Here is a 20,371-nt window from a genome sequence, read left to right on the forward strand (position 1 = left end):
AATGAACCAAAAAAAGCGAAGACGCTAGTCCTCGCTATCCATAGTCTCGATATCTAAGATCTTATGCTTAATGGCTAAGATAGTCAGCTCGACATCGCTATTGACATCTAGCTTTTCAAAAATACGGTAGCGGTAGCTATTGATCGTTTTTGGGCTCACACTAAAAGAGTCCGCAATCGAATGAACTTTATTGCCGTTAGCAATCATTGTCGCCGTTTGTAACTCACGCTCAGAGAGCATCTCAAAGGGTGATTGTTTTGTACCCCCTGTAAAATTGCGCAATGCGATCTGCTGCGCCACACTGCTGGCCATATACAGTTGGCCTTTCACCACCTTTTGTACCGCATTCACAATCTCATCAAAGCTCGCACCTTTTGTCACATAACCACTCGCACCAGCTCTCATAAGGCGCTCGGGAAACATGTCATCGGTAAGGCTTGTGACGACAATAATCTTGATCTCAGGGTTATGCGCTAATATTTTACGCGTTGCTTCTAAGCCGCCAAAGCCAGGCATACGCACATCCATTAATATTACATCTACCGGTAGCAAACGCGCCTTGCTTACCGCTTCTTCACCACTTTTTGCCTCGCCCACAACTTCAAAGCCATTTACATCGGCCAGCATACGCATAATGCCCATGCGCACTAAATCATGATCGTCAGCCACTAAAATTTTTGTCACTATTGTTGCCTACTTTAAAAATTAAGCCATTGATGTGACCGCCCAAAAGGCAGAAAACACACATCCAGAAGCCCTTTTCGCAATGCGTTAGGCCCAACCCTTTAAAATGCCCGCTGGCTCACCTCTCATTTTCATCAGTTAGTTAACAAGCGTCTATTTAGAGGATAAGTCACAATGTATCATTGTGCCGCAATTGTGCCTAGGTACAGTTGCAAGCAATCACATAAAACCGATCAATCCGCAAGTGTACTGAGCGCTAAAAAGCCTACAATCATGACAAACGCTTGCGGTATGACGCACAGAAAGCAAATGTCACCACGCTGACAACCACAACTAGCCCTGACTAAGAAGACGCCGGACGTCGTAGCCTCAAGCGGACACCCACTAACGGCCAGAGTGCTTGCAATACATTTTGATACAAGGCCAGAGCAAACAGCAGAACCGTCGCACCAGCAAATTTAATAGGCCCAATTACCTCACCCTCTACCGCCCAACCCAAAGCAATCGCCATAACAGGGGTAATTAAAGGGATCAGCGCAACGGTTGTCACGCGACAATGCGTCAATACATAAAAGAACAGAGTGTAACCTAATAAAGAACCTGCAATAACAAGGTACACAACACCAGTCACCGACTTAAACCCGACTTCGGCCGGTAGAGGCTCACCAAATATCGCCCATACTGCCAAAAAGGCCGGTGCAACCACCACCATCGAGCCCACCATTTGACGAAACGGCTTGATAGGGTTGGGGAGGCTTTTAAGCCATACAGAGCTCAGCGCCCATACTGAAGTTGCACTAATAATCGCTAACATACCCCAAACACCATCAATGCCAATACGCAGCTGACCAAGATTCATGAGCCCTAAGCCAATCACTGCCAATACCAGCGCCATTACCTTGGACGGCGTAAAGGTATTTTGCTTCAATAAAACCAGCGACCATAAGCCAACAAAAAAAGGGAATGAGCCAAAAACAACACTCATCACACCGGAAGGCACCGTTTGCGCCCCCCAGTAGACGACAAACATGGTAGGGAAGAAGCCCAGCGAGCCTGCAAAAAAGTGCAGATAATCACTGCGTTTTTGCACCAAACGCTGCCTCATAAATAGACGCAAGATCACAAAGCCCAGCACCGCAGCAATGACCATGCGAGAACTCAATGCCGTAACAAAATCAAAGCTAGTATTGCTCCAGTGAATAGCCAGCGGCGTGGTTGTCCAAATTAAAATAACGGTAATAAATGCAATATACACCTGCATAACGGCTTCACCTTTTATGTGTGGTCGCTCGAACAAAAATAGCGGCCACAAAAAAGGCCGCAGTTTTTGCTGCGGCCTTTAAAGTAAAATGGATTATTTCTTACATCACCTTACCAGCAAAAGCCGCAACTGCATATGTTTCGCCCACGCACAAAATTGCCACATACCAGATGCAGTCATGATTGCGCTTGATTGAATTGCAGTATTGCTCACAGAAGCCATAAGATAATAGTTCGATGTCAAAAAATAATATGTCATATTTGATTATGATTAAAAAGCCTTTAAAGTGTGGTGGATTTTACTAAAAACGTCAATGCTTTTATTTTTTATTTATCATAAGTGCCTGCAAGAGCTAGACCATACAACGGCGATCACTCTGAGACGCGCTGTCATTGAGCGGTATGCCTAGTGACTCACCACCACAACTCGTAGCGATACATTGCTAAAATTGACATACACATTAAATAAAATAAGATTATTAATGAAAATTTATTTAGTCGGCGGCGCCGTACGCGATCAATTATTACATTACCCTGTTTTAGAGCACGACTGGGTCGTAGTGGGTGCAAGCCCTGCTCAAATGACAGCACAAGGTTTTGTACAGGTAGGCAAAGATTTTCCCGTGTTTTTGCATCCCAAAACCAAAGACGAGTACGCTCTGGCTCGTATAGAGCGCAAAATAGCACCTGGCTATAGCGGCTTTAGCTTTGATACCTCTAACGGGGTGACTCTAGAGCAAGACTTAGCCAGACGTGACTTAACCATTAACGCCATCGCACAGGCTGATGACGGCAGCTTGATCGACCCTTATGGTGGCCAACAAGACCTCCAAAATAAACAACTTCGACACGTCAGTGATGCCTTTAGTGAAGACCCTGTACGCATTTTACGTATTGCCCGTTTTGCCGCTCGCTATCATCATTTAGGGTTTAGCGTCGCCCCTGAAACCCAAAAGCTCATGCAGCGCATGGTTGCCGCCGGAGAAGTCGACGCCCTGGTTCCCGAGCGCGTATGGAAGGAAACCGCTCGGGCTTTAGGCGAGCAAAACCCCGAGCAGTTTATTCAAGTACTTAAAAATTGTGGCGCACTCGCACGTATTATGCCCGAGCTCGACGATGTCTTTGGTGTACCGCAACCGCCGCAACATCACCCCGAAATAGACACCGGCCTGCATAGCCTACTCAGCTTACAACACGCCGCCAGCCAAAGCTCAGCGCTAACCGTCCGCTTTGCGACTTTAGTGCACGATTTGGGCAAAGCGTGTACACCTGCCGATATATTGCCCAGCCACCACGGTCACGAGCGCGCCGGCTTAAAAAAAGTTAAATCTCTTTGCCGCCGCCTGTGCGTACCAAACGATAGTAAAAAGTTAGCCTTAGCCGTGTGCGAATACCATACCCACTGCCATCGCGCACTCGAGCTAAACCCCAGCACCTTAAATAAGCTATTCAACAACTTAGGTGCTTATAAAAATAAACTTTTTTTTGAAGAATTTGCCCTCTGCTGCGAAGCCGATGCTAAAGGCCGCACAGGGCTAGAAAAGCGCCCCTACCCACAAGTGAGCTACCTGCGCGACGCCCTGAATAGCTGCGCCGATATCAACGCCCAACCTTTTATGGCACAAGGCTTACAAGGCCCCGCCATTGGCATAGCGATTAATGAGGCTCGCATAAAAAGGCTCAAGCGCTTTAAAGGTGAATACCTCAAAAATGAGTCCGTTAACAATCCACCAGAGGCCAGTTCATGAACCACCCTGTTGCCATTATTACAGGCAGTGCACAGCGCATCGGTAAAGCGCTTGCGCAAGCTTTACACGCACAAGGCTACAATTTAGTCTTGCATTACTTTAACACCAGCGCCGCCCCTTTAGCCGACACATTAAATGCGTTACGGCCAAACTCTGTTACATTAATTCAAGCCGATTTAAACAACCCCGACGCCAGCGCAAAAATTATTGAGCACGCCATTAATATCTTTAAACAAATTGATGTGCTGGTCAATAACGCCTCAAGCTTTTACCCAACACCGATAGGGGCTGCTACACAACAAAATTGGCACGATCTGTTTAACACGAATGCGGCAGCGCCATTTTTTTTATGCCAAGCGGCGGCACCGTTTTTAGCCTTGCAAAAGGGCTGCATTATTAATATTGCCGATATTTACGCCCAAACACCCAAACGCAACCACACGCTTTACTGCATGGCCAAAGCGGCCAATACGATGCTCACCAAAAGCCTCGCCATAGAGCTAGCGCCCAATATCCGAGTTAACGGTATCGCTCCTGGCGCTGCCCTGTGGCCCAACAATCAGCCACCACAAAACGAAGAAAGCGCCCTCGCAGAAATTCCACTAGGGCGTGTTGGCGGTGCGCAAGCTATGGTTGAGACTATACTGTTTTTAATTAATAGCGCGACCTATATCACGGGGCAAATTATCCCAGTCGATGGTGGCAAAAGTGTCGCTGGCATTGCTTGAAACCTGTAGCGCTGAGCGCTAAAAGATCGACATCAATAAGGCTGGGCGAACTCACGCCTAGCCTGAGCAATATCGGCCAGCACTTCAGGCATAAGCTTAAGATTTACCGAATCGATATTGCTTTTTAATTGGGCCATGGTGGTCGCGCCAATTAAATTAGAGGTCACAAAACGCTGCGCATTCACAAAAGCCAGCGCCATTTGGCAAGGGTCTAGGCCATGGCGCTTGGCAATAGCGATGTAAGCAGCGGCGGCATCATCTACGGTTTTACCCGTGCGGTGCTCGGGGCGGGTTTCAAGTGTTAAACGTGCACCTGCAGGCTTTGCTCCGTTCAAGTACTTACCACTTAAAATACCTCGCGCCAAGGGCGACCAAGCCAGTAATCCACATTGCTCACTGAGCGCTATCTCGGCCAAATCGGGTTCAAAATGGCGGCACAATAACGAGTATTCGTTTTGAATCGACACCGCCCGTGGCAAGTTGTGATCGTTGGCTAATTGCAAGTATTGCATTAAGCCCCAGGCCGTTTCATTCGACAAACCAAAATGCCGAATTTTACCTTGCTCAATAAACCCCTGAAGCGTATTTAACACCTCTAAAAAATTTTCACGTTCAGCCACCGCATCAAAATCAGGGGCGAAATCCCAGGTTTTACCAAAGTGATATGCGCCACGATTAGGCCAGTGCAACTGATATACATCGATATAATCTGTTTGTAAGCGCTTAAGACTACCCTCGAGTGCCAGTGTCAGATTTTTTTTGTTAATGTGATTGTCGCCACCGCGCACCCAATCAAGTCCAGGCCCTGTAATTTTAGAGGCTAAAATGACTTGGTCACGGTTTTTGCGGGCTGCAAACCAATGACCAATAATGGTTTCGGTGGTGCCAAAACGCTCGGGCGTAGGGGGAATAGCATACATTTCGGCGGTATCAAAAAAATTGACGCCCTGGGCTAACGCATAATCCATTTGCTCAAAGCCCTCGGCCTGCGTATTTTGCCAGCCCCACGTCATAGTTCCTAAACCTATTAAGCTGACGTTTAAATCTGTTGTACCTAATTGACGGTATTGCACGGTTTATCCTCTGTTAACTGTTTTTGGGCTTTGAGCCCACAAGACCATAATAAATAATGTTGCCGCGCACAAGATCAGCTTCACGAGCTATTAATCAGGTGAAGCTCTGATTGTTTCATCATCCGTATGCGACTCTTAAAAAATAAGTCACTATTCAGACGCTCTCGACAGTTTGCTCCTGCACTGTCTAACCCTTGCTTTCCCTACAAGGCCCGACGTTTAAATGCCCAAAAAATAATCCATCAGTACCCTATCAGATGAATTTTTCAGCTTGGCTGAATAGTTACAAAAAATAATAGGTACGAAACCAGTCGCTACAAAATCAAATAGATATAAGATTAAGTAGGTACACGCCTAAAGTATTAAATCGCGATGACTGGCTTTAATGAATTCTTTTTTGAGATCTGCAAAGGTATTCACCGCCGGAAACTGCGGGAATTCGCGAATGACATTGTCAGGCGCATGAAACAAAATGCCTGCATCGGCCTCGGCCAGCATCGTAGTATCGTTGTAAGAGTCGCCCGCCGCAATCGTGCGATAGTAAATGCTCTTAAAAGCGCAAATCGCTTGGCGCTTGGGGTTGGCTTGGCGCAAATTGTAATCAAGTACCTTACCGTTTGCGTCGGTGGTTAAAGTGTGACAAAGCAATGTAGGGTAACCCAGTTGCGCCATTAAGGGACCGGCAAATTCGTAAAAGGTATCCGACAAAATCACGACTTGAAAGCGCTTGCGCAACCAATCAATAAATTCTTTAGCACCTTCGAGCGGGCTTAACGTTGTGATTACTTCTTGGATTTCGTTGAGCCCTAAATTGTGCTTGGCCAGCACCTCTAAACGCTGAGTCATTAATTTATCGTAATCAGAAGTGTCGCGCGTTGTGGCGCGAAGCTCTTCAATTCCGGTTTTTTCAGCAAAGGCCATCCAAATTTCTGGAATTAAAACACCTTCAAGATCTAAGCATGCAAGCTCCACAGCGGTACCCCTTATTTCATCAACCAAAACTACACGGGTGTGTCACGCACTCGCCGTCACCACCAACCAGCAATCTACCGCTTTAGTACAGTGCTTGCAATCGTACACGTAAAATCAAGCCCAATCCCACACACATCATAAGCCAACCCAAGCTTGTACTGCCGATCAATAGAGGCTTATGGATAGACAGGCTTTCACTGAGTGTTGGTGCCGCTGGCGCGCTATCGCTAAACACCTCAACTTCAAACGTTACGTTAACCGTTTTAAGCCCTGCTGGGAAACTCACGCTCATACCGTTATCGCTGACCGTGGTGCTAGGCATCGGAATCTCGAGCCATTGGGCTCGCCAGACACTCAGGTTGCTCGGTACCGGGCCATCAAACTCAACTTTCACCGTAATATCGCCGCCATCAGTAGTAGCGGCGCGGGTAAGCAATTGCCCCCCTTGATAAAAAGCCAGCCTCGGTTTGTAGTAACTATAAGGAGCAACCTCGACTACAAGGGGGTGTACCAAAGGTTTATCAGGGTGAAGACTATCGCGGCCGGTAATGCTTAAAGCTAGTGCATCGCCAGCAAAATCACTGGGATCAAACGTCCACATACCTGCGCCTTGTTCAGCAAAAATCACCGCACTTTGTGTATCACTTACAGTTAATGCAATATCGCCCGCACCGGCCATTGTGGTGGTGGTTGCTTGCACGATAACAGGGCCATCAGCGGCAAAAACTCCCGCTTCTGGCTGGCCTACTTGCTCATATTGCACACTCATATCAAAGTACAGTTCAGGCTCATAAATCGTCGCCATCAAACGCTGAGCGGCGCTATAATTGCCTGCTCGATCAAAGGTATACGCACTAAAATAACGATCTTCATTGGCAGGCTCAAAGCTTTGTCCCTGGCCGGTATACACCACGCTTGCATTGCCCAAGCGATCGCCCACGCGATAAAAAATACCGGTTTGCGGCTGGTCAGAGTTAGCGCTTTGGCTCATAGAGTCGGGGTGGCTCAGCAACAAGACGCCAGCAAAGTCGTGTCTTGGGTTTTGCCACTGTATACGGTGAGAACCCTCAACCCACGCCAGCGCAGATACGGGGGCGGGTGCAGTGGTGTCGGCTGTGTCATCGTCAACAATTAATTGAATATCGGCACACGAGTAATAGTTAGTCGGCGGTGTTCGGTCCAGCATCACTTGTATCAGCTGTAGCGTACACGCCTCACAGGGCTCGCTCGGTAATGTCACCTGCGCCGAATATGGGCCCGGCGGCCGTTCGCGCTCTGGAATGTTATCGAGTAGCACCGCTTGATCAAAGCCTTTATCATCCGCGGGCGAAAACGCAATGCGAAAATATCCCTCATGGTAAATCGTAGACTCCCAGTTGAGGGTAATCGTTTGCCCTGCTTTAAATACGGCAGGGTTGCTCCCGCGCGCCACATTACCGCAAGGCCCCACTTTCAGGTTGGCCTTGTTATTGCGGCCAGGGGTTGTGCCATCTTGGCTCCAGCGCGCATGAGCCAACACTTGCGAGGCACAAAAAAACCCAACTACCGCCAAAAAACATGATGAGATCAACGCTTTTTTCATGATTATCTCGCCTATTAAAGAAGACTCTACGGGTATCAGGCTTGTGTACAGGTAACACGTACGATGACACTGCCTTTATTATTCAGTACCGCCACTCATTCTTTAGTCATCGCGCTTAAAGGTACTACGAACACGGCTAAACGCACTATTGATCACAGAGCCTGTTTTTTGAGCAGTCTCCTTAATGGCTGCGCCGGCTTTTTCAGCAGGTGCGAGCTTATCGGATATAGGCTCTAGATTGGTCTTCGCATCGGCGATATCCACTGAAGCTGCTCTTTCATCTTTTTGCAAATGCAAGTCTGCAATAATGAGCTCTAACTCTACAATGCGCTCTACTTGATGCGTGAGCTCTTGTTGCCACAGCGACTGCTGGTTGGTCCACCGTATGTGCTGAGCAATTAGCGCAACAGATGCCAGCCCCGCTAATATCCAGCCCACCAGCACCATAAGAGTTTTAGCATCTACGATTACTTTCATTATTTTGTTATACCTTTAATATTGCTACCTAATATGATTATCTGATCTAAATTCGTCCATCAACTCACCCAGACATGCTCTGATACCACACATGCGACCATAACGCCTTTACCAATAGTCAGTTATACCGATCATCATCACGGAACAATAAGTCGGCGGCATCAACAATTGACAACGAAGGCTCTATACTACGCCTTTATACTACGCCTTTGCCCTATACCATCACGGCACCGAAACCTTGCTCGAATAACACTCAAATGGAATCTGTTATGTTCGATAGCTACATGCACAATGTCATTAACTTTTTAGCGGCGCTTTTTATTGTGGGCGTCGGCCTTGGACTATTGACCATTATCGCACTTTATATTGTGGATATCCGCCAAACACGTCATACCATCCGCCGCAACTACCCCGTTATTGGTCGATTTCGGTATTTTTTTGAGCATTTGGGTGAGTTTTTTCGGCAATATTTTTATGCGCAAGACCGCGAAGAGCAACCCTTTAATCGGGCCATACGCTCATGGGTATACCGCGCCGCCAAAGGGCTCACCACTGATGTGGCATTTGGCTCTACCCGTGCATTAAATACAGTCGGTGATTGCCACTTTATGCCCGCAGGCTTCCCGCTATTGGAGGAGCACACCCAACCTACACCCACTAAAACTATTGGTGCGCACTGTCTACACCCGTATCAAGCCCCCGCCTTTTTTAATATTTCAGGCATGAGCTATGGCGCGCTATCGGGCCCGGCGATTACCGCCTTGTCGCACGGTGCTGCCGCTGCTAAATGCTGGCTCAACACCGGTGAAGGTGGCTTGAGCCAGCACCATTTAAGTGGCCAGTGCGATATTGTCTTTCAAATAGGTACGGCTAAGTATGGCGTGCGCGACAACGAAGGCAATCTCTGCCCTGTGCGCCTTAAAGCCATTGCCAATCACTCTAACGTCAAAATGTTTGAGCTCAAACTCAGCCAAGGAGCTAAACCGGGTAAAGGCGGTATATTGCCCGCCGCCAAAGTTACCGCCAGTATTGCCACTACTCGCGGTATCCCCCAAGGTGAAGCCTCAGTAAGCCCCAACCGTCACCGCGATATTGAGACTCTCCAAGAACTGATCGATCGCTTGGCAGATATTCGCGATATTACCGGTAAGCCTGTCGGTTTTAAAACAGTATTGGGCGACACTCAATGGTTCAGTGATTTATGTGCTTACATGGCCACACTCTCGAGCGAGCAACTGCCCGACTTTATCACCATTGATGGTGCCGAAGGCGGTACAGGCGCCGCCCCACAAGCACTGATGGACTCGATGGGCTTACCCCTAATGGAAAGCTTGCCCTTTGTGGTGGATGAACTCAAAAAATACAACCTTAAAAAGCGTATCGCAGTGATTGCCAGCGGCAAGTTAATTAACCCCAGTGCGGTCGCCAGAGCCATGGCTACCGGTGCCGACTTTGTAGTCAGTGCGCGTGGCTTTATGTTTTCGCTCGGCTGTATTCAAGCGATGCAATGCCATAAAAATACCTGCCCTACCGGTATTACCACCCACGATACACGTCTACAGCGAGGCTTAGATCCCACCAATAAAGCCGTACGTGTAGCGCGCTATCACGCTCAAATAATAAAAGAAGTCGATATGCTTGCGCACTCTTGCGGCGCCGCCCATGCTCGCCAGCTCACACGCAAACACATCCGTGTTATTACTGAAACGGGTCGCTCAGCCTTGTTGTCACAGGTGCACCCAGAACCCATTAAAATGGTCAGTGATAAAAAATAATCTCATCCCACAGAAAAGACTGATTTATGAACAAAAAAATGATGACTCTCAAAAGTTTTTTATTCAAAAATGTATTATTAAAAACATTAGTGCTAACGCCTCTAATGGCGGGACATGCACAAGCCACCAGCGAACCCAACAACGATGTCACACTGAATGATATTAGCTGGATCGATAATAAATATTTTGATAAAAAGCGCGCTGTCATTGATGATTTAGGGCGCGAAAATTTTGGGACACGCTTACGCACGAGTATTCAAGACATTCAGTTAATGCAGCGTATTTTAGATGGCCAACACGTGACTATTTTTGATACCGAAACACATAAAGCATTAGGTGTCGTACTGGGGGATATTTATGTTGCCGAGCAAGGCTGGCAATGGTTTGAATATAAAGATAAGCAAGGTCGCAGCAGTGCGGTGTGCATTCCTAAAACCACTCACTGTCTATTCCCTTTGTCAATGATGACCCGCCGCTTACGTGTAAGCACTGAGCATGACATGGCACGCATTTATAAAAAGGGTTTAGACTTGATGGACGATGTGGCGCCAAAACTCCCCTACAGTACTCAAGAAAAAATTAAACCCGAGCCACCAAAACGCGACAAGAATACCATTATCGTGCCTTTTTAATCACACTCCTTCATTAACCTATTAATCTCTTACTATTCATACGTACGGCTCAAGCTCAGTATTCATCGCATGCACAAAAAAGGCAGCCATTAGGCTGCCTTTTTTTATTGCACTGGCTTTAATAAAGCCTTACAGCAAGCGTAAATGCTGAAGTGTTTTCATATTCAAATACTTATCTTGAGGTAATTGGTTATCGGCTTGATAGCGATTAACCGCTTTCATTGTTTGTGCACCAATTACACCATCGACGGTACCGGCATCATAACCTTTGCTATTGAGTGTTGACTGTAGCTCAGTGATTAAGCCAGAGGTCATATTGGTTTCACACAGTATTGTTCTCCAGTCCATGAAGCCTTTTTGTGCCAATTCACGGTAGGTGACTGTCTCGTATTTAGCAGGAATAACCGTACTGTATTGTTTAGCATCTTTAACTAGCTTACGTACTTTTTGAGTTTCGTATACGGCAGGTATGGCAACAGTCTCGGTGCGTGCAGGGCTGACTAAGACTTTTTTGGTTACTGTTTTATATTTCGCAGGTGTTTCTAGTAGGCAAATATTATTGCCGGTACGCGACTCTTTGCTCATGGTATTGTCATGTACCTCATGCCATACAAATTTATCCTCACCCAATGTTTCATTAACAGTAACCGTTGTATATTTGGCGGGTATTTCTTGGCGAACTTCTTGAGCCTTATTCACAAGCTCTTGCACTTTGACAATTTTGTATTCAGCAGGGATTGTGATCGTCTCGGTTTTAGCTGGCGATACCAATACTTGACGTTGAATTGTTTTGTAAGTCGCTGGCACCTCGACTAAACACATGATTTCCCCAGTAGCATCATCAATTTTTTGCACGGGACCTGTGCCTTTTTTCCAGGTGGTATGAGCAGGCTTATCAATAATTTGCTCCGTCACTGTTTTGTACACAGCTTCGCGGTTAACCAGTTTAGTGGACGCCTCTTTGATGAGCATGCGCTTCTCAACCCAGCGATATTCGGCCGGCTCAGTCAATAGTGAAAAGCTTGCTGGAGCAATCTCAACTTGCTGTTGTTTTTGTCGCACTTCAGCAGGTACAACATGCTCGTGATAACAGGTATTAGGCTGCGCAGCACTAAGGTCAATACCGCCTCGCTCGGCTGCAGCTAATAACTCGCGGCTCACAGGTTTACCATTGCGCAACGCTGTACGCCAAACACGCGTGGCATCGCTGACTAGCACTTGCTCAGTGGTACTTTGGTATTGAGCCGGTACATTAATGAGGCGCGTTGCACTTTCTTTGACAAGCACTTCCTCTTCTTGCCATTCATATTCAGCCGGCGTAATGTCAAGTTTAGTGCCTGCCTCTTGCACAACAACTTGCTTGGTCAATGTTTTGTATTGAGGCTCAACCCAAACCCTCGCATAGCATTCACCCGCTTTGGCATTCGGTGGTAAGAGCAGCTCGCCATTAGACGCTACAGGCACTTCGCTAGAGCCTCGCGTACGCTCTTGTTTGAGTGCGTTTTGAGACGCGGCAAGTTCAGCTTCTAATACTTGAATACGGCTGCTCGATGGATCGCCTTTCGGCGCGGTCGCGCAACCACCCATTAACAATGTTACGCCAGCCGCTATAGAGAGGGGAATACTATATTTCATTGAGGTTCCTATTTTGTAAAAGAGTTGAGCCGAAATTATTGAAGACTCAAAATACGGTGTGATTGTGAAAAACCTTAAGTGGTTATTTACAGAGCCAAAGTATATATATAACTTGAGCAGAGCGATTCCACACAAACAAACTCACGCGCCAACATAATTAAATAGCGGACAACTTAACAAAATAAATACAAACATAAATTTTAATAGTTGTATTACACCCCCAAAAAACCAATCACACACAAATATAATGCCAAAAAAATAGCGCGATAAGTATAGGTTTATACTCATCGCGCTACCCGCCAATTTAATGACTCACCGTACGCTTACCACTTTAAAAACGATAAACTAAACCTAAGCCCAAACTAGGCCCATCAACCACTTGATCGCCACCGGGGCCGCCATCGTGGATAAGATCTTGAAAATACTTATAATCGGCTATCAATGCAAAGCGCCCTTTATCCTCTAAAGCCCAACGAGCATTGGCACCTAAGTAATAGCCGGTAGCCTGTTTAATCCAGCGATATTGCGCGGCGCCAAAATAAAACTCAGTACTCATATTTGCCCCCCAATAGCGCAAATAGTTAACGGGTCTAAAGCCTAATATTTGGCCATTACCAGGGAGATCGTCATCTCTATTTAAGGGCTTAATGATTTCAACCACGCCGCCCCACGCCGATTTTGCTTGGCCATGACTGAATGTGCTCAGCGTACGATAGGCCGCGACTGAGCCGGCGATGAAATTTGCGTCATCTTCAACTTGCGGGGCTGCTTTTCTAAAAATATCGGCTTGGCGCTGGCCACCGGTTACGGTTAATTCAAAAAAGGTATCGGCCGCAGCGCTAGCTGCCAGCACCGAGCAACACACAACCTGTAACAATAAGTGGGTCATTTTTTTCATTTTCATTAATTCCATAATACGCTCACCTTAAGCTGACCGTAGTTTTGGCCAAAAGCATCTTTACCGAACAGTGCCCCTGCGGTGTAAGTTAAATGTTGTGTGGGTATGCTGTAATCGAGCATGGCATTCCAAGCGTGTTGATATTGAATGCGCTGCCCATCCACGCGATAAGCCCCCTCGTGCTCACTTGTACGCAAGGTCATATCAATAATGTGCTGCCAAGGGGTATACCACTGCGTATTCAAAAAATGGCTGGTGCCTGGTGCCGCAGTGCCACCAAGGTGTTGATCCTGCATTGCCCAGTGCCCCAATACAACGCCTTCATGGCTGTAACCTTGTTGGTAAACATTATTGGTGTACCAAGCGTTGTCCCAATCAGAGTACTCATAGGCCAAGGCAATATCGTCACTCAAAAACAAGGGGAAGTACAAGCCGGCAGTCAGTGCGGGGTTACCCAACTGGTAATCTTTATTATTGGCAGTATCTTCACCGGCCAACTCAATACTCAGCGAAAAAGGTAGCCTGCCATCAAAATGCATACGGCTGACCACAGAGGCCACTTGATTACCAGACTCTTCATCTACCGAGGCATCGTTATCAGCACCGCGCGGGTCAACAAAAGCTTTAAGCATGGTGTTAAAAGACAACGGGCGCTCACCTCCACCAAATTGGAAATTACGCGTCGCTCCTAAAGACCACCAAGGCACCGGCTGCCAAGCCACGTGCACACTGGCTAACAAAGGCGGTTTTTTATCACTATAACCGCCTGCATAAAGTACACGCTGGCGCGATAGCTGCGACAACGAGAAGTCATAATTGAAGCCCATACCCAAAAACTGAATGGGTAAGTTATTACTGAGCGAAACCGATGGCAAAGTTTGCGCCTGAGTACTAAGTAATTGCGACGATCCCTGAAAAGGCGACAGCCAATACTCTTTATAGCCTACATCCAGTTGCGCCCAACTCACCCCCATTGATAGCAATGCACCGGTTGCTTGCTGTTGCTCATCCGACACTTCGGCGCCAGCACTTAGCATCAGCCAGTCGGTGATTTTGGCATGGCTGCGAAAACTCAGTGCGGCGTTTTCATCGGTTGAGCTACCGCGATGATTGGCTTTGCTGATACTGTCTTTTTTTGCTAATGCGTTTGCCGTGCCTGCTTGCTTGCTATCATCAACACTTGCAGCACTGAGTGTTGCACTCGCATGCGTTAGCGCAATACGTTGATTGTAATACGCCAACTTACGCGCTAAGCGCTTGTACAGTGCTGGGTGGCCTTGTTTTATACTCGCCAAACCTTGGTTAATAGCCGCGACACTGTAGGGCTTGGTTAAGTCTGGCAGATTAGCCAATACCGCCAAACGCTCTATATCTTGTTCTAGCAAAGGGTTAGCTTTAACCGGTATATAACCGCTCACACCCTCGGCCAATACACTGTGTGACAGGCAAGAACACAATACACCAGTCACCAAATACAATGCGCCCGTTAGGCGCTGCTGAAGTTTCATGATTAAATTACACAACCTTTTTGAAAAATGAATCTGCACATAACTGTAAAGCTATGCCCGCGGATGACCATCCACGACGAACAAACGAGAGAATACTGTGACGCGAGCTATTTTAGCGGTTTATCAACTCTTAAGCATCTTACTACTTCCTTTTATCGTTATTGGGCTATTAGTGCGCGCCCGTACACAAGCGGCCTACGGTAAGCGCTTAGGCGAACGTTTAGGCTTTTGCCCCAAGCCCCGCAATAAAGACAGAAGTGGCAATTTGGTTATTCATGGTGCTAGCCTAGGTGAGATCACTGCACTCAAGCCCTTTATTGAGCAAGTGATGCAACAATACACACACTACACAGTAACTGTCACTAGCTTTACGCCCGCAGGCTCCAGCCAAATAAAAAAGCTTTTTGGCCAACATGTTCACCATACTTATTTACCGATTGATAACCCACTGTGTAATGGCTTTTTTTTAAACCGCTTAAAACCCGATGCCATAATTTTTATGGAGACAGAGTTGTGGCCTAGCCTGATTCAGCAAGCGCGTAAACGCAATATTCAATTATTGTTAATTAATGCACGACTATCCAAAAAATCGGTGCGTAACTACCAAAAAATACACCTTTTAATAACGCCAGTATTACAGTGCTTTAATGCAATATTGGCGCAAAGCGATGAAAACAAAACACATTTTTTGCAACTCGGCGCCAACCCCAATACCACATACACCGCCGGTAATTTAAAATATGACCTGCAACTGAATGACACAACCAAAACGCTAATCACAACACTCACAAAAACGCTGGATAATCGTCCGGTATGGGTAGTGGGTAGCAGTCATCAAGACGAAGAAACGTTAATATTTACCGCCTTTAAAAAAATATTAATAGAGCACCCCAATACCTTATTAGTTTTAGCCCCACGACATGCAGAGCGCTACAGCCTTATTATTGAGCAACTTCAAGAGCACGCCTTTAAGTTTGTACAGCGCAGCCGTGCACAAGCACCCAGCCATGACACTCAAGTATGGTTGGTCGATACCATTGGCGAGCTACTTGCTTTTTATGGCATTGCCAGTGTGTGTACTGTTGCCGGTAGTTTTGGCGCTACCGGTGGGCACAACCCGCTAGAGCCTGCACTGTTTCATAAAGCCACAACGCTTGGCCCAAATATGCAAAACGCGGCAGAGCTCACGCAGCAGCTACTCGCTGCTCATGCCATTATTCAGCAGCCCAACAATAACGCACAAACACTCGCCGACAATATCACCCAGCTATTGAGCTCACACGAAAAACGCGAGCAATTAGGCGCTAATGCTTATGCTTTATTGCAACAAAATCAAGGTGCCACAAAAAAGGCCCTAGAGGCACTCAATAAAGTAGTGCCGCTAAGGCCTTAGCAAAAAATTTGTCGCTAGCGCATCAAAAGAACTGATGATGGAAGCGCAAGTGCTCATCAATAAAAGTGCTAATAAAATAATAACTATGATCGTAACCCGGTTGCATACGCAAGGTCAGCGGATACGCGGTTTTTGCAGCCGCTTGCACAAGTGCATCGGGTTTTAATTGCTCACTCAAAAAATTATCAGCATCGCCTTGATCCACAAGTGCCGGAACAGTATCCCGCGCTTGTAACATTAAATGATAGCTGTCATATTGCTGCCAGAGCGTTTGATCATCACCCAAATAATGACTAAAAGCTTTTTGCCCCCAAGGGCAATCCATGGGGTTGCAAATCGGTGAAAAGGCACTCACCGAGCTATAGCGTGTAGGGTTTTTCAGCGCAATAGTTAAAGCGCCATGGCCACCCATCGAGTGGCCACTGATCGCTTTTTTTGTTGACACATTAAAATGAGCCGCTATCAACTGGGGCAGCTCATCCACAATGTAGTCATACATATTATAATGCTCGCTCCAAGGTGGCTGCGTAGCATTGAGATAAAACCCAGCGCCAAGGCCTAGGTCATAACTGCCCTGCGCATCATCGGGCACAGCACCACCACGAGGGCTCGTATCAGGTGCGACAATAGCAATGCCTAGCTCAGCGGCCACTTTAAAAGCACCCGCTTTTTGCATAAAGTTTTCATCGGTACAGGTCAAACCCGAAAGCCAATAAATGACAGGCACTTTTTGACTCAGCGCATTAAGATCTGTGCTTTTATCCGCCTCGCTTTTATCCATCTCTAATTGAGGCGGTAAATAAATAGCAAAGCGCATGGTGCAATTAAGCGTGCTTGACTCGTGACTGTATTGTTTATGCCAGCCACCACATACCTTTTGGCTACTGACTAGCGTTAGCTGCTCAATATTAGAGGGCGCATTAGAAGACATAGTAGAGCTCATCGTCGAATTCATATTTAAGCTATCACTAAAAGTGAATAACCGCGCGAATACTTTTGCCTTCGTGCATTAAATCAAACGCTTCATTAATACCTTCTAGGCCCATAGTATGAGTAATAAAGTCATCAAGCTTAAAGTCACCTGCCAAGTATTGCTCAACAATACCCGGTAATTCACTACGACCCTTAACACCACCAAATGCTGTGCCACGCCAAACACGCCCTGTAACCAATTGAAAGGGGCGCGTACTAATTTCTTTGCCAGCACCAGCCACACCAACAATAACAGACTCTCCCCAGCCTTTGTGGCAACACTCTAATGCTGAGCGCATAACATCCACATTGCCAATACACTCAAAAGAAAAATCAACACCGCCGTCGGTCATTTCGACAATAACGTCTTGAATCGGCTTATCAAAATTTTTGGGGTTAATGCAATCGGTTGCGCCTAACTTTTTCGCTAATTCAAATTTACTTTCATTAATATCAATAGCGATAATACGACGGGCACCCGCCATTACCGCCCCAATAACAGCAGATAGACCAATACCACCCAAACCAAAAATAGCAACGCTATCGCCCGCTTGTACTTTTGCCGTATTCATAACAGCACCCATGCCTGTCGTCACACCACAACCTAGCAAGCAAACCTCTTCGAGCGGTGCATTTTTATTGACTTTGGCTAATGAAATCTCGGGTAAAACCGTGTATTCCGAAAAGGTCGATGTACCCATATAGTGATAAATCGGCTGACCATCTTTATAAAAACGCGTCGTGCCGTCGGGCATTACACCTTTACCTTGTGTTTCACGTATTTTTTGACATAAATTAGTTTTACCGGATGTACAAAATTTACACTCACCGCACTCAGGTGTATAAAGTGGTATCACATGATCACCGACGGCAACACTGGTAACACCTTCGCCAATAGCTTCAACAACGCCGCCGCCTTCATGCCCTAATATCGCAGGGAAGATCCCCTCAGGATCATCACCCGACAATGTAAAAGCATCGGTATGGCATACGCCTGTTGCAATGATTTTTACCATTACTTCACCCGCCTTGGGCATCATGACATCTACCTCTTCGATAGACAGTGGCTGATTAGCCGCCCATGCCACTGCCGCACGCGATTTAATAAATTTCTCTGTCATGGTTTTACCTCTTCTGATTGTCAGGGAATAGCGTTTTAATGCCTGTTTTTTTAGAAATAACAACTGTTTTAAAAATAACAACTGCGCTGTCACTTCGGTGATACTTTTAGCGGTACACTTACCTTTAGCCAGATATTAACTTTTGGCAAAAAAGTCAAAAATAATCTCGTTATTTAATGCCTATATCTTGTGGTGTATCAATATCTTGGAGCGCTTGCGCATTGTCGATATTAAAAGTTTGAAGCCTATCATCAATAAGGCTAGACGCCCCCTTATCCCCTTTTAGCGCAGCCAGCTGACTGTAGTAATACTGGCTAAAAAATACCGGATGGCCTCGCTGGCCTTTAAGGCTAGGGGCTATTTGTACTCCCTTCATCGGGCTAGACTCTGACATTTGGGCTTGGTACATATCCCTCTGGCTTAAACTGCCAATATCTAAACTACAAGCATTATAGGCACGTTGTAACACTTGAGCGTATATGTGCGCTGGTATCCACGGCATATCACCAAGGCACACAATCCAGCCGCTTAAAAAGGCAGTCGCTTTAACCCCGTATGCCAGCGAACAACCCAAGCCTGCTGAGGCCGCTGGCAGTGTAATGGCTTCGGCGTCATAACGCTTTGCTAAATTTTGTACCGCGATATTGTTAGTATTAGTCACAATATATATAGGCGCTGGCGCGATAGTGTGATCGGCTGTCGATGAGGGGCGATGTACGCAGGCTTGCTGAATTTGGTTCAGTACGCAACCAAGTACCGTACTGCCCCCAAATGCCGCTGTGAGCTTGCAGCTTTCACCAAAACGCTTGGAGTGCCCTGCTGCCATCACCAAAAAGCCAACCGGCTGATGAATTAAAGTACGCATGATGCGCTAAGCTCTTGCTGAGCGACGACCTTATTATATTGCTGCACTAAATGCGCAGCTATGCTCATGGCTATTTCGCTAGGCGTTTTACTGCCAATATCCAAGCCAATAGGTGCATGCAATGCTTGAATGTCAGTATTCGATAGTCCTAGCAGTTTTAATCGCTCACAACGTTTTTGAGAGGTGCGCTTGGCCCCCATAGCACCCACATAAAATGCCTGTGTAGGTAAAGCCTCTAATAGGGCCATATCATCAATCCGCGGGTCATGTGAAACAGCAACCACCGCCGATGCACTATCACCAAAATCTCTTGCTACAAACCCATCGGGATAAGCCTTGATATATTGGCAGTGCTGTACGCTCTGCCAATAATGAGAAGCATCGTCGCTGGGGTCGCATACTGTGACATTAAAATCTAACGCGCTCGCAAATTGCGCTAAATAAATAGCGGTAAGGTTAGCGCCCACAATTAAAAGCTTACGCACAGGCCCTACATACACATGCAATGTATCTTTTGTAGATTTAAACATAAAAGCGCGCGATAGCTGCCAATGCCATTCACCCGTCAGCCTATTGAGTATGCGCGCAATACCTTGACGCTGCTTTAGAGATTGATGAAGTGCTTGCCATTTAACGCGCTCTGCATCAGAGTTTTTAAGTGGCTCAATGATCACGCTTAATTCGCCACCGCAGGGTAACTTAAAACGTGCCTGTGATGTATTGGGGCCGCCATAGCTCAGTAAGGTTGTGCTTTTACAATCAATAGCGCCTTCACGTATTTTTTGTAAAATATCTTCCTCGATGCAACCGCCCGATACAGAGCCAACAACCCCGCTATAGCGCGACCAAAACATCATAGATCCGGCAGGCCTTGGCGAGCTACCATAGGTATTAACTACAGTAACAAGCCAACACTGTGTATTATCAACTGTATGTGCACTCTGGCCTTTGGGTGCGCGATGATGCGCACTTTGTTCAATAGCGCTGCGCTCAAGTGCATTAATGATAGTCTCCGTTAAGGATTCAGTTGATGACACCAACATATCAA

The 20,371-nt window shown here is 46.6% G+C and carries 18 protein-coding genes; 5 read left to right on the forward strand and 13 right to left on the reverse strand.

Going from position 1 to position 20,371, the window contains the following annotated elements; translation table 11 throughout:
* Positions 1-24: 24 nt before the first annotated feature.
* On the reverse strand, positions 25-684 hold the full coding sequence (gene uvrY, locus AC438_RS04560; protein ID WP_053980085.1) for a UvrY/SirA/GacA family response regulator transcription factor: 660 nt from the start codon (positions 682-684) through the stop codon (positions 25-27).
* 343 nt (positions 685-1,027) lie between these two features.
* Positions 1,028-1,945 carry a DMT family transporter gene (locus tag AC438_RS04565; protein ID WP_053980086.1) on the reverse strand — a complete coding sequence of 306 codons (918 nt, stop codon included), beginning with the start codon at positions 1,943-1,945 and terminating at the stop codon, positions 1,028-1,030.
* A 481-nt stretch (positions 1,946-2,426) separates the two neighbouring features.
* On the opposite strand from AC438_RS04565, the gene AC438_RS04570 reads away from it, so the two are divergent.
* Positions 2,427-3,692: a multifunctional CCA addition/repair protein gene (locus AC438_RS04570; RefSeq protein ID WP_053980087.1), complete on the forward strand. Its 1,266-nt coding sequence runs from the start codon at positions 2,427-2,429 to the stop codon at positions 3,690-3,692.
* The gene (locus AC438_RS04575; RefSeq protein ID WP_053980088.1) at positions 3,689-4,420 is read left to right on the forward strand and encodes a pteridine reductase; all 732 of its coding nucleotides are present in this window, start codon (positions 3,689-3,691) and stop codon (positions 4,418-4,420) included. Before AC438_RS04570 ends, AC438_RS04575 begins: the two co-directional genes overlap by 4 nt.
* A 32-nt stretch (positions 4,421-4,452) precedes the next feature.
* On the opposite strand, the gene AC438_RS04580 is transcribed toward AC438_RS04575, so the two are convergent.
* The 4 genes from AC438_RS04580 to AC438_RS04595 all read right to left on the reverse strand — a co-directional run bounded on the left by AC438_RS04580 (position 4,453) and on the right by AC438_RS04595 (position 8,524).
* Positions 4,453-5,493 carry an aldo/keto reductase gene (locus tag AC438_RS04580; RefSeq protein WP_053980089.1) on the reverse strand — a complete coding sequence of 347 codons (1,041 nt, stop codon included), beginning with the start codon at positions 5,491-5,493 and terminating at the stop codon, positions 4,453-4,455.
* Between the two features lie 354 nt (positions 5,494-5,847).
* The gene (thrH, locus tag AC438_RS04585) at positions 5,848-6,465 is read right to left on the reverse strand and encodes a bifunctional phosphoserine phosphatase/homoserine phosphotransferase ThrH (protein WP_053980090.1); all 618 of its coding nucleotides are present in this window, start codon (positions 6,463-6,465) and stop codon (positions 5,848-5,850) included.
* Between the two features lie 82 nt (positions 6,466-6,547).
* Complete coding sequence (locus tag AC438_RS04590; protein WP_053980091.1) at positions 6,548-8,047, reverse strand: SCE4755 family polysaccharide monooxygenase-like protein; 1,500 nt, start codon at positions 8,045-8,047, stop codon at positions 6,548-6,550.
* Positions 8,048-8,149: 102 nt separating this feature from the next.
* A complete protein-coding gene (locus AC438_RS04595) occupies positions 8,150-8,524 on the reverse strand; it encodes a hypothetical protein (protein WP_053980092.1) in 375 nt (124 codons plus the stop codon).
* Positions 8,525-8,793: 269 nt separating this feature from the next.
* On the opposite strand from AC438_RS04595, the gene AC438_RS04600 reads away from it, so the two are divergent.
* Together AC438_RS04600 and AC438_RS04605 are read left to right on the forward strand one after the other, a co-directional pair.
* On the forward strand, positions 8,794-10,299 hold the full coding sequence (locus AC438_RS04600) for an FMN-binding glutamate synthase family protein (RefSeq protein WP_202904707.1): 1,506 nt from the start codon (positions 8,794-8,796) through the stop codon (positions 10,297-10,299).
* A 26-nt stretch (positions 10,300-10,325) separates the two neighbouring features.
* The gene (locus AC438_RS04605) at positions 10,326-10,931 is read left to right on the forward strand and encodes a DUF3806 domain-containing protein (RefSeq protein ID WP_053980094.1); all 606 of its coding nucleotides are present in this window, start codon (positions 10,326-10,328) and stop codon (positions 10,929-10,931) included.
* Positions 10,932-11,060: 129 nt separating this feature from the next.
* Here the strand turns inward: AC438_RS04605 and AC438_RS04610 are convergent, their stop codons facing one another.
* The 3 genes from AC438_RS04610 to AC438_RS04620 all read right to left on the reverse strand — a co-directional run bounded on the left by AC438_RS04610 (position 11,061) and on the right by AC438_RS04620 (position 14,972).
* The gene (locus AC438_RS04610; protein ID WP_202904708.1) at positions 11,061-12,566 is read right to left on the reverse strand and encodes a peptidoglycan-binding domain-containing protein; all 1,506 of its coding nucleotides are present in this window, start codon (positions 12,564-12,566) and stop codon (positions 11,061-11,063) included.
* Positions 12,567-12,897: 331 nt separating this feature from the next.
* Positions 12,898-13,479: a hypothetical protein gene (locus AC438_RS04615; protein ID WP_053980095.1), complete on the reverse strand. Its 582-nt coding sequence runs from the start codon at positions 13,477-13,479 to the stop codon at positions 12,898-12,900.
* The gene (locus tag AC438_RS04620; protein ID WP_053980096.1) at positions 13,470-14,972 is read right to left on the reverse strand and encodes a capsule assembly Wzi family protein; all 1,503 of its coding nucleotides are present in this window, start codon (positions 14,970-14,972) and stop codon (positions 13,470-13,472) included. The genes AC438_RS04615 and AC438_RS04620 overlap by 10 nt, the downstream gene beginning before the upstream one ends.
* Positions 14,973-15,069: 97 nt before the next feature.
* Here AC438_RS04620 and AC438_RS04625 point away from each other — a divergent pair, with 97 nt between their 5' ends.
* The gene (locus tag AC438_RS04625) at positions 15,070-16,365 is read left to right on the forward strand and encodes a 3-deoxy-D-manno-octulosonic acid transferase (protein ID WP_053980097.1); all 1,296 of its coding nucleotides are present in this window, start codon (positions 15,070-15,072) and stop codon (positions 16,363-16,365) included.
* 22 nt (positions 16,366-16,387) lie between these two features.
* Here the strand turns inward: AC438_RS04625 and fghA are convergent, their stop codons facing one another.
* The 4 genes from fghA to AC438_RS04645 all read right to left on the reverse strand — a co-directional run bounded on the left by fghA (position 16,388) and on the right by AC438_RS04645 (position 20,366).
* Positions 16,388-17,296: an S-formylglutathione hydrolase gene (gene fghA, locus AC438_RS04630; RefSeq protein WP_053980098.1), complete on the reverse strand. Its 909-nt coding sequence runs from the start codon at positions 17,294-17,296 to the stop codon at positions 16,388-16,390.
* 37 nt (positions 17,297-17,333) lie between these two features.
* On the reverse strand, positions 17,334-18,458 hold the full coding sequence (locus AC438_RS04635; protein ID WP_053980099.1) for an S-(hydroxymethyl)glutathione dehydrogenase/class III alcohol dehydrogenase: 1,125 nt from the start codon (positions 18,456-18,458) through the stop codon (positions 17,334-17,336).
* Positions 18,459-18,627: 169 nt separating this feature from the next.
* A complete protein-coding gene (locus tag AC438_RS04640; protein WP_053980100.1) occupies positions 18,628-19,323 on the reverse strand; it encodes a nucleotidyltransferase family protein in 696 nt (231 codons plus the stop codon).
* A complete protein-coding gene (locus AC438_RS04645) occupies positions 19,311-20,366 on the reverse strand; it encodes an XdhC family protein (protein WP_053980101.1) in 1,056 nt (351 codons plus the stop codon). Before AC438_RS04645 ends, AC438_RS04640 begins: the two co-directional genes overlap by 13 nt.
* Positions 20,367-20,371: the final 5 nt, after the last annotated feature.

This window comes from Marinagarivorans algicola (assembly GCF_001292705.1).
Taxonomy (GTDB): domain Bacteria; phylum Pseudomonadota; class Gammaproteobacteria; order Pseudomonadales; family Cellvibrionaceae; genus Marinagarivorans; species Marinagarivorans algicola.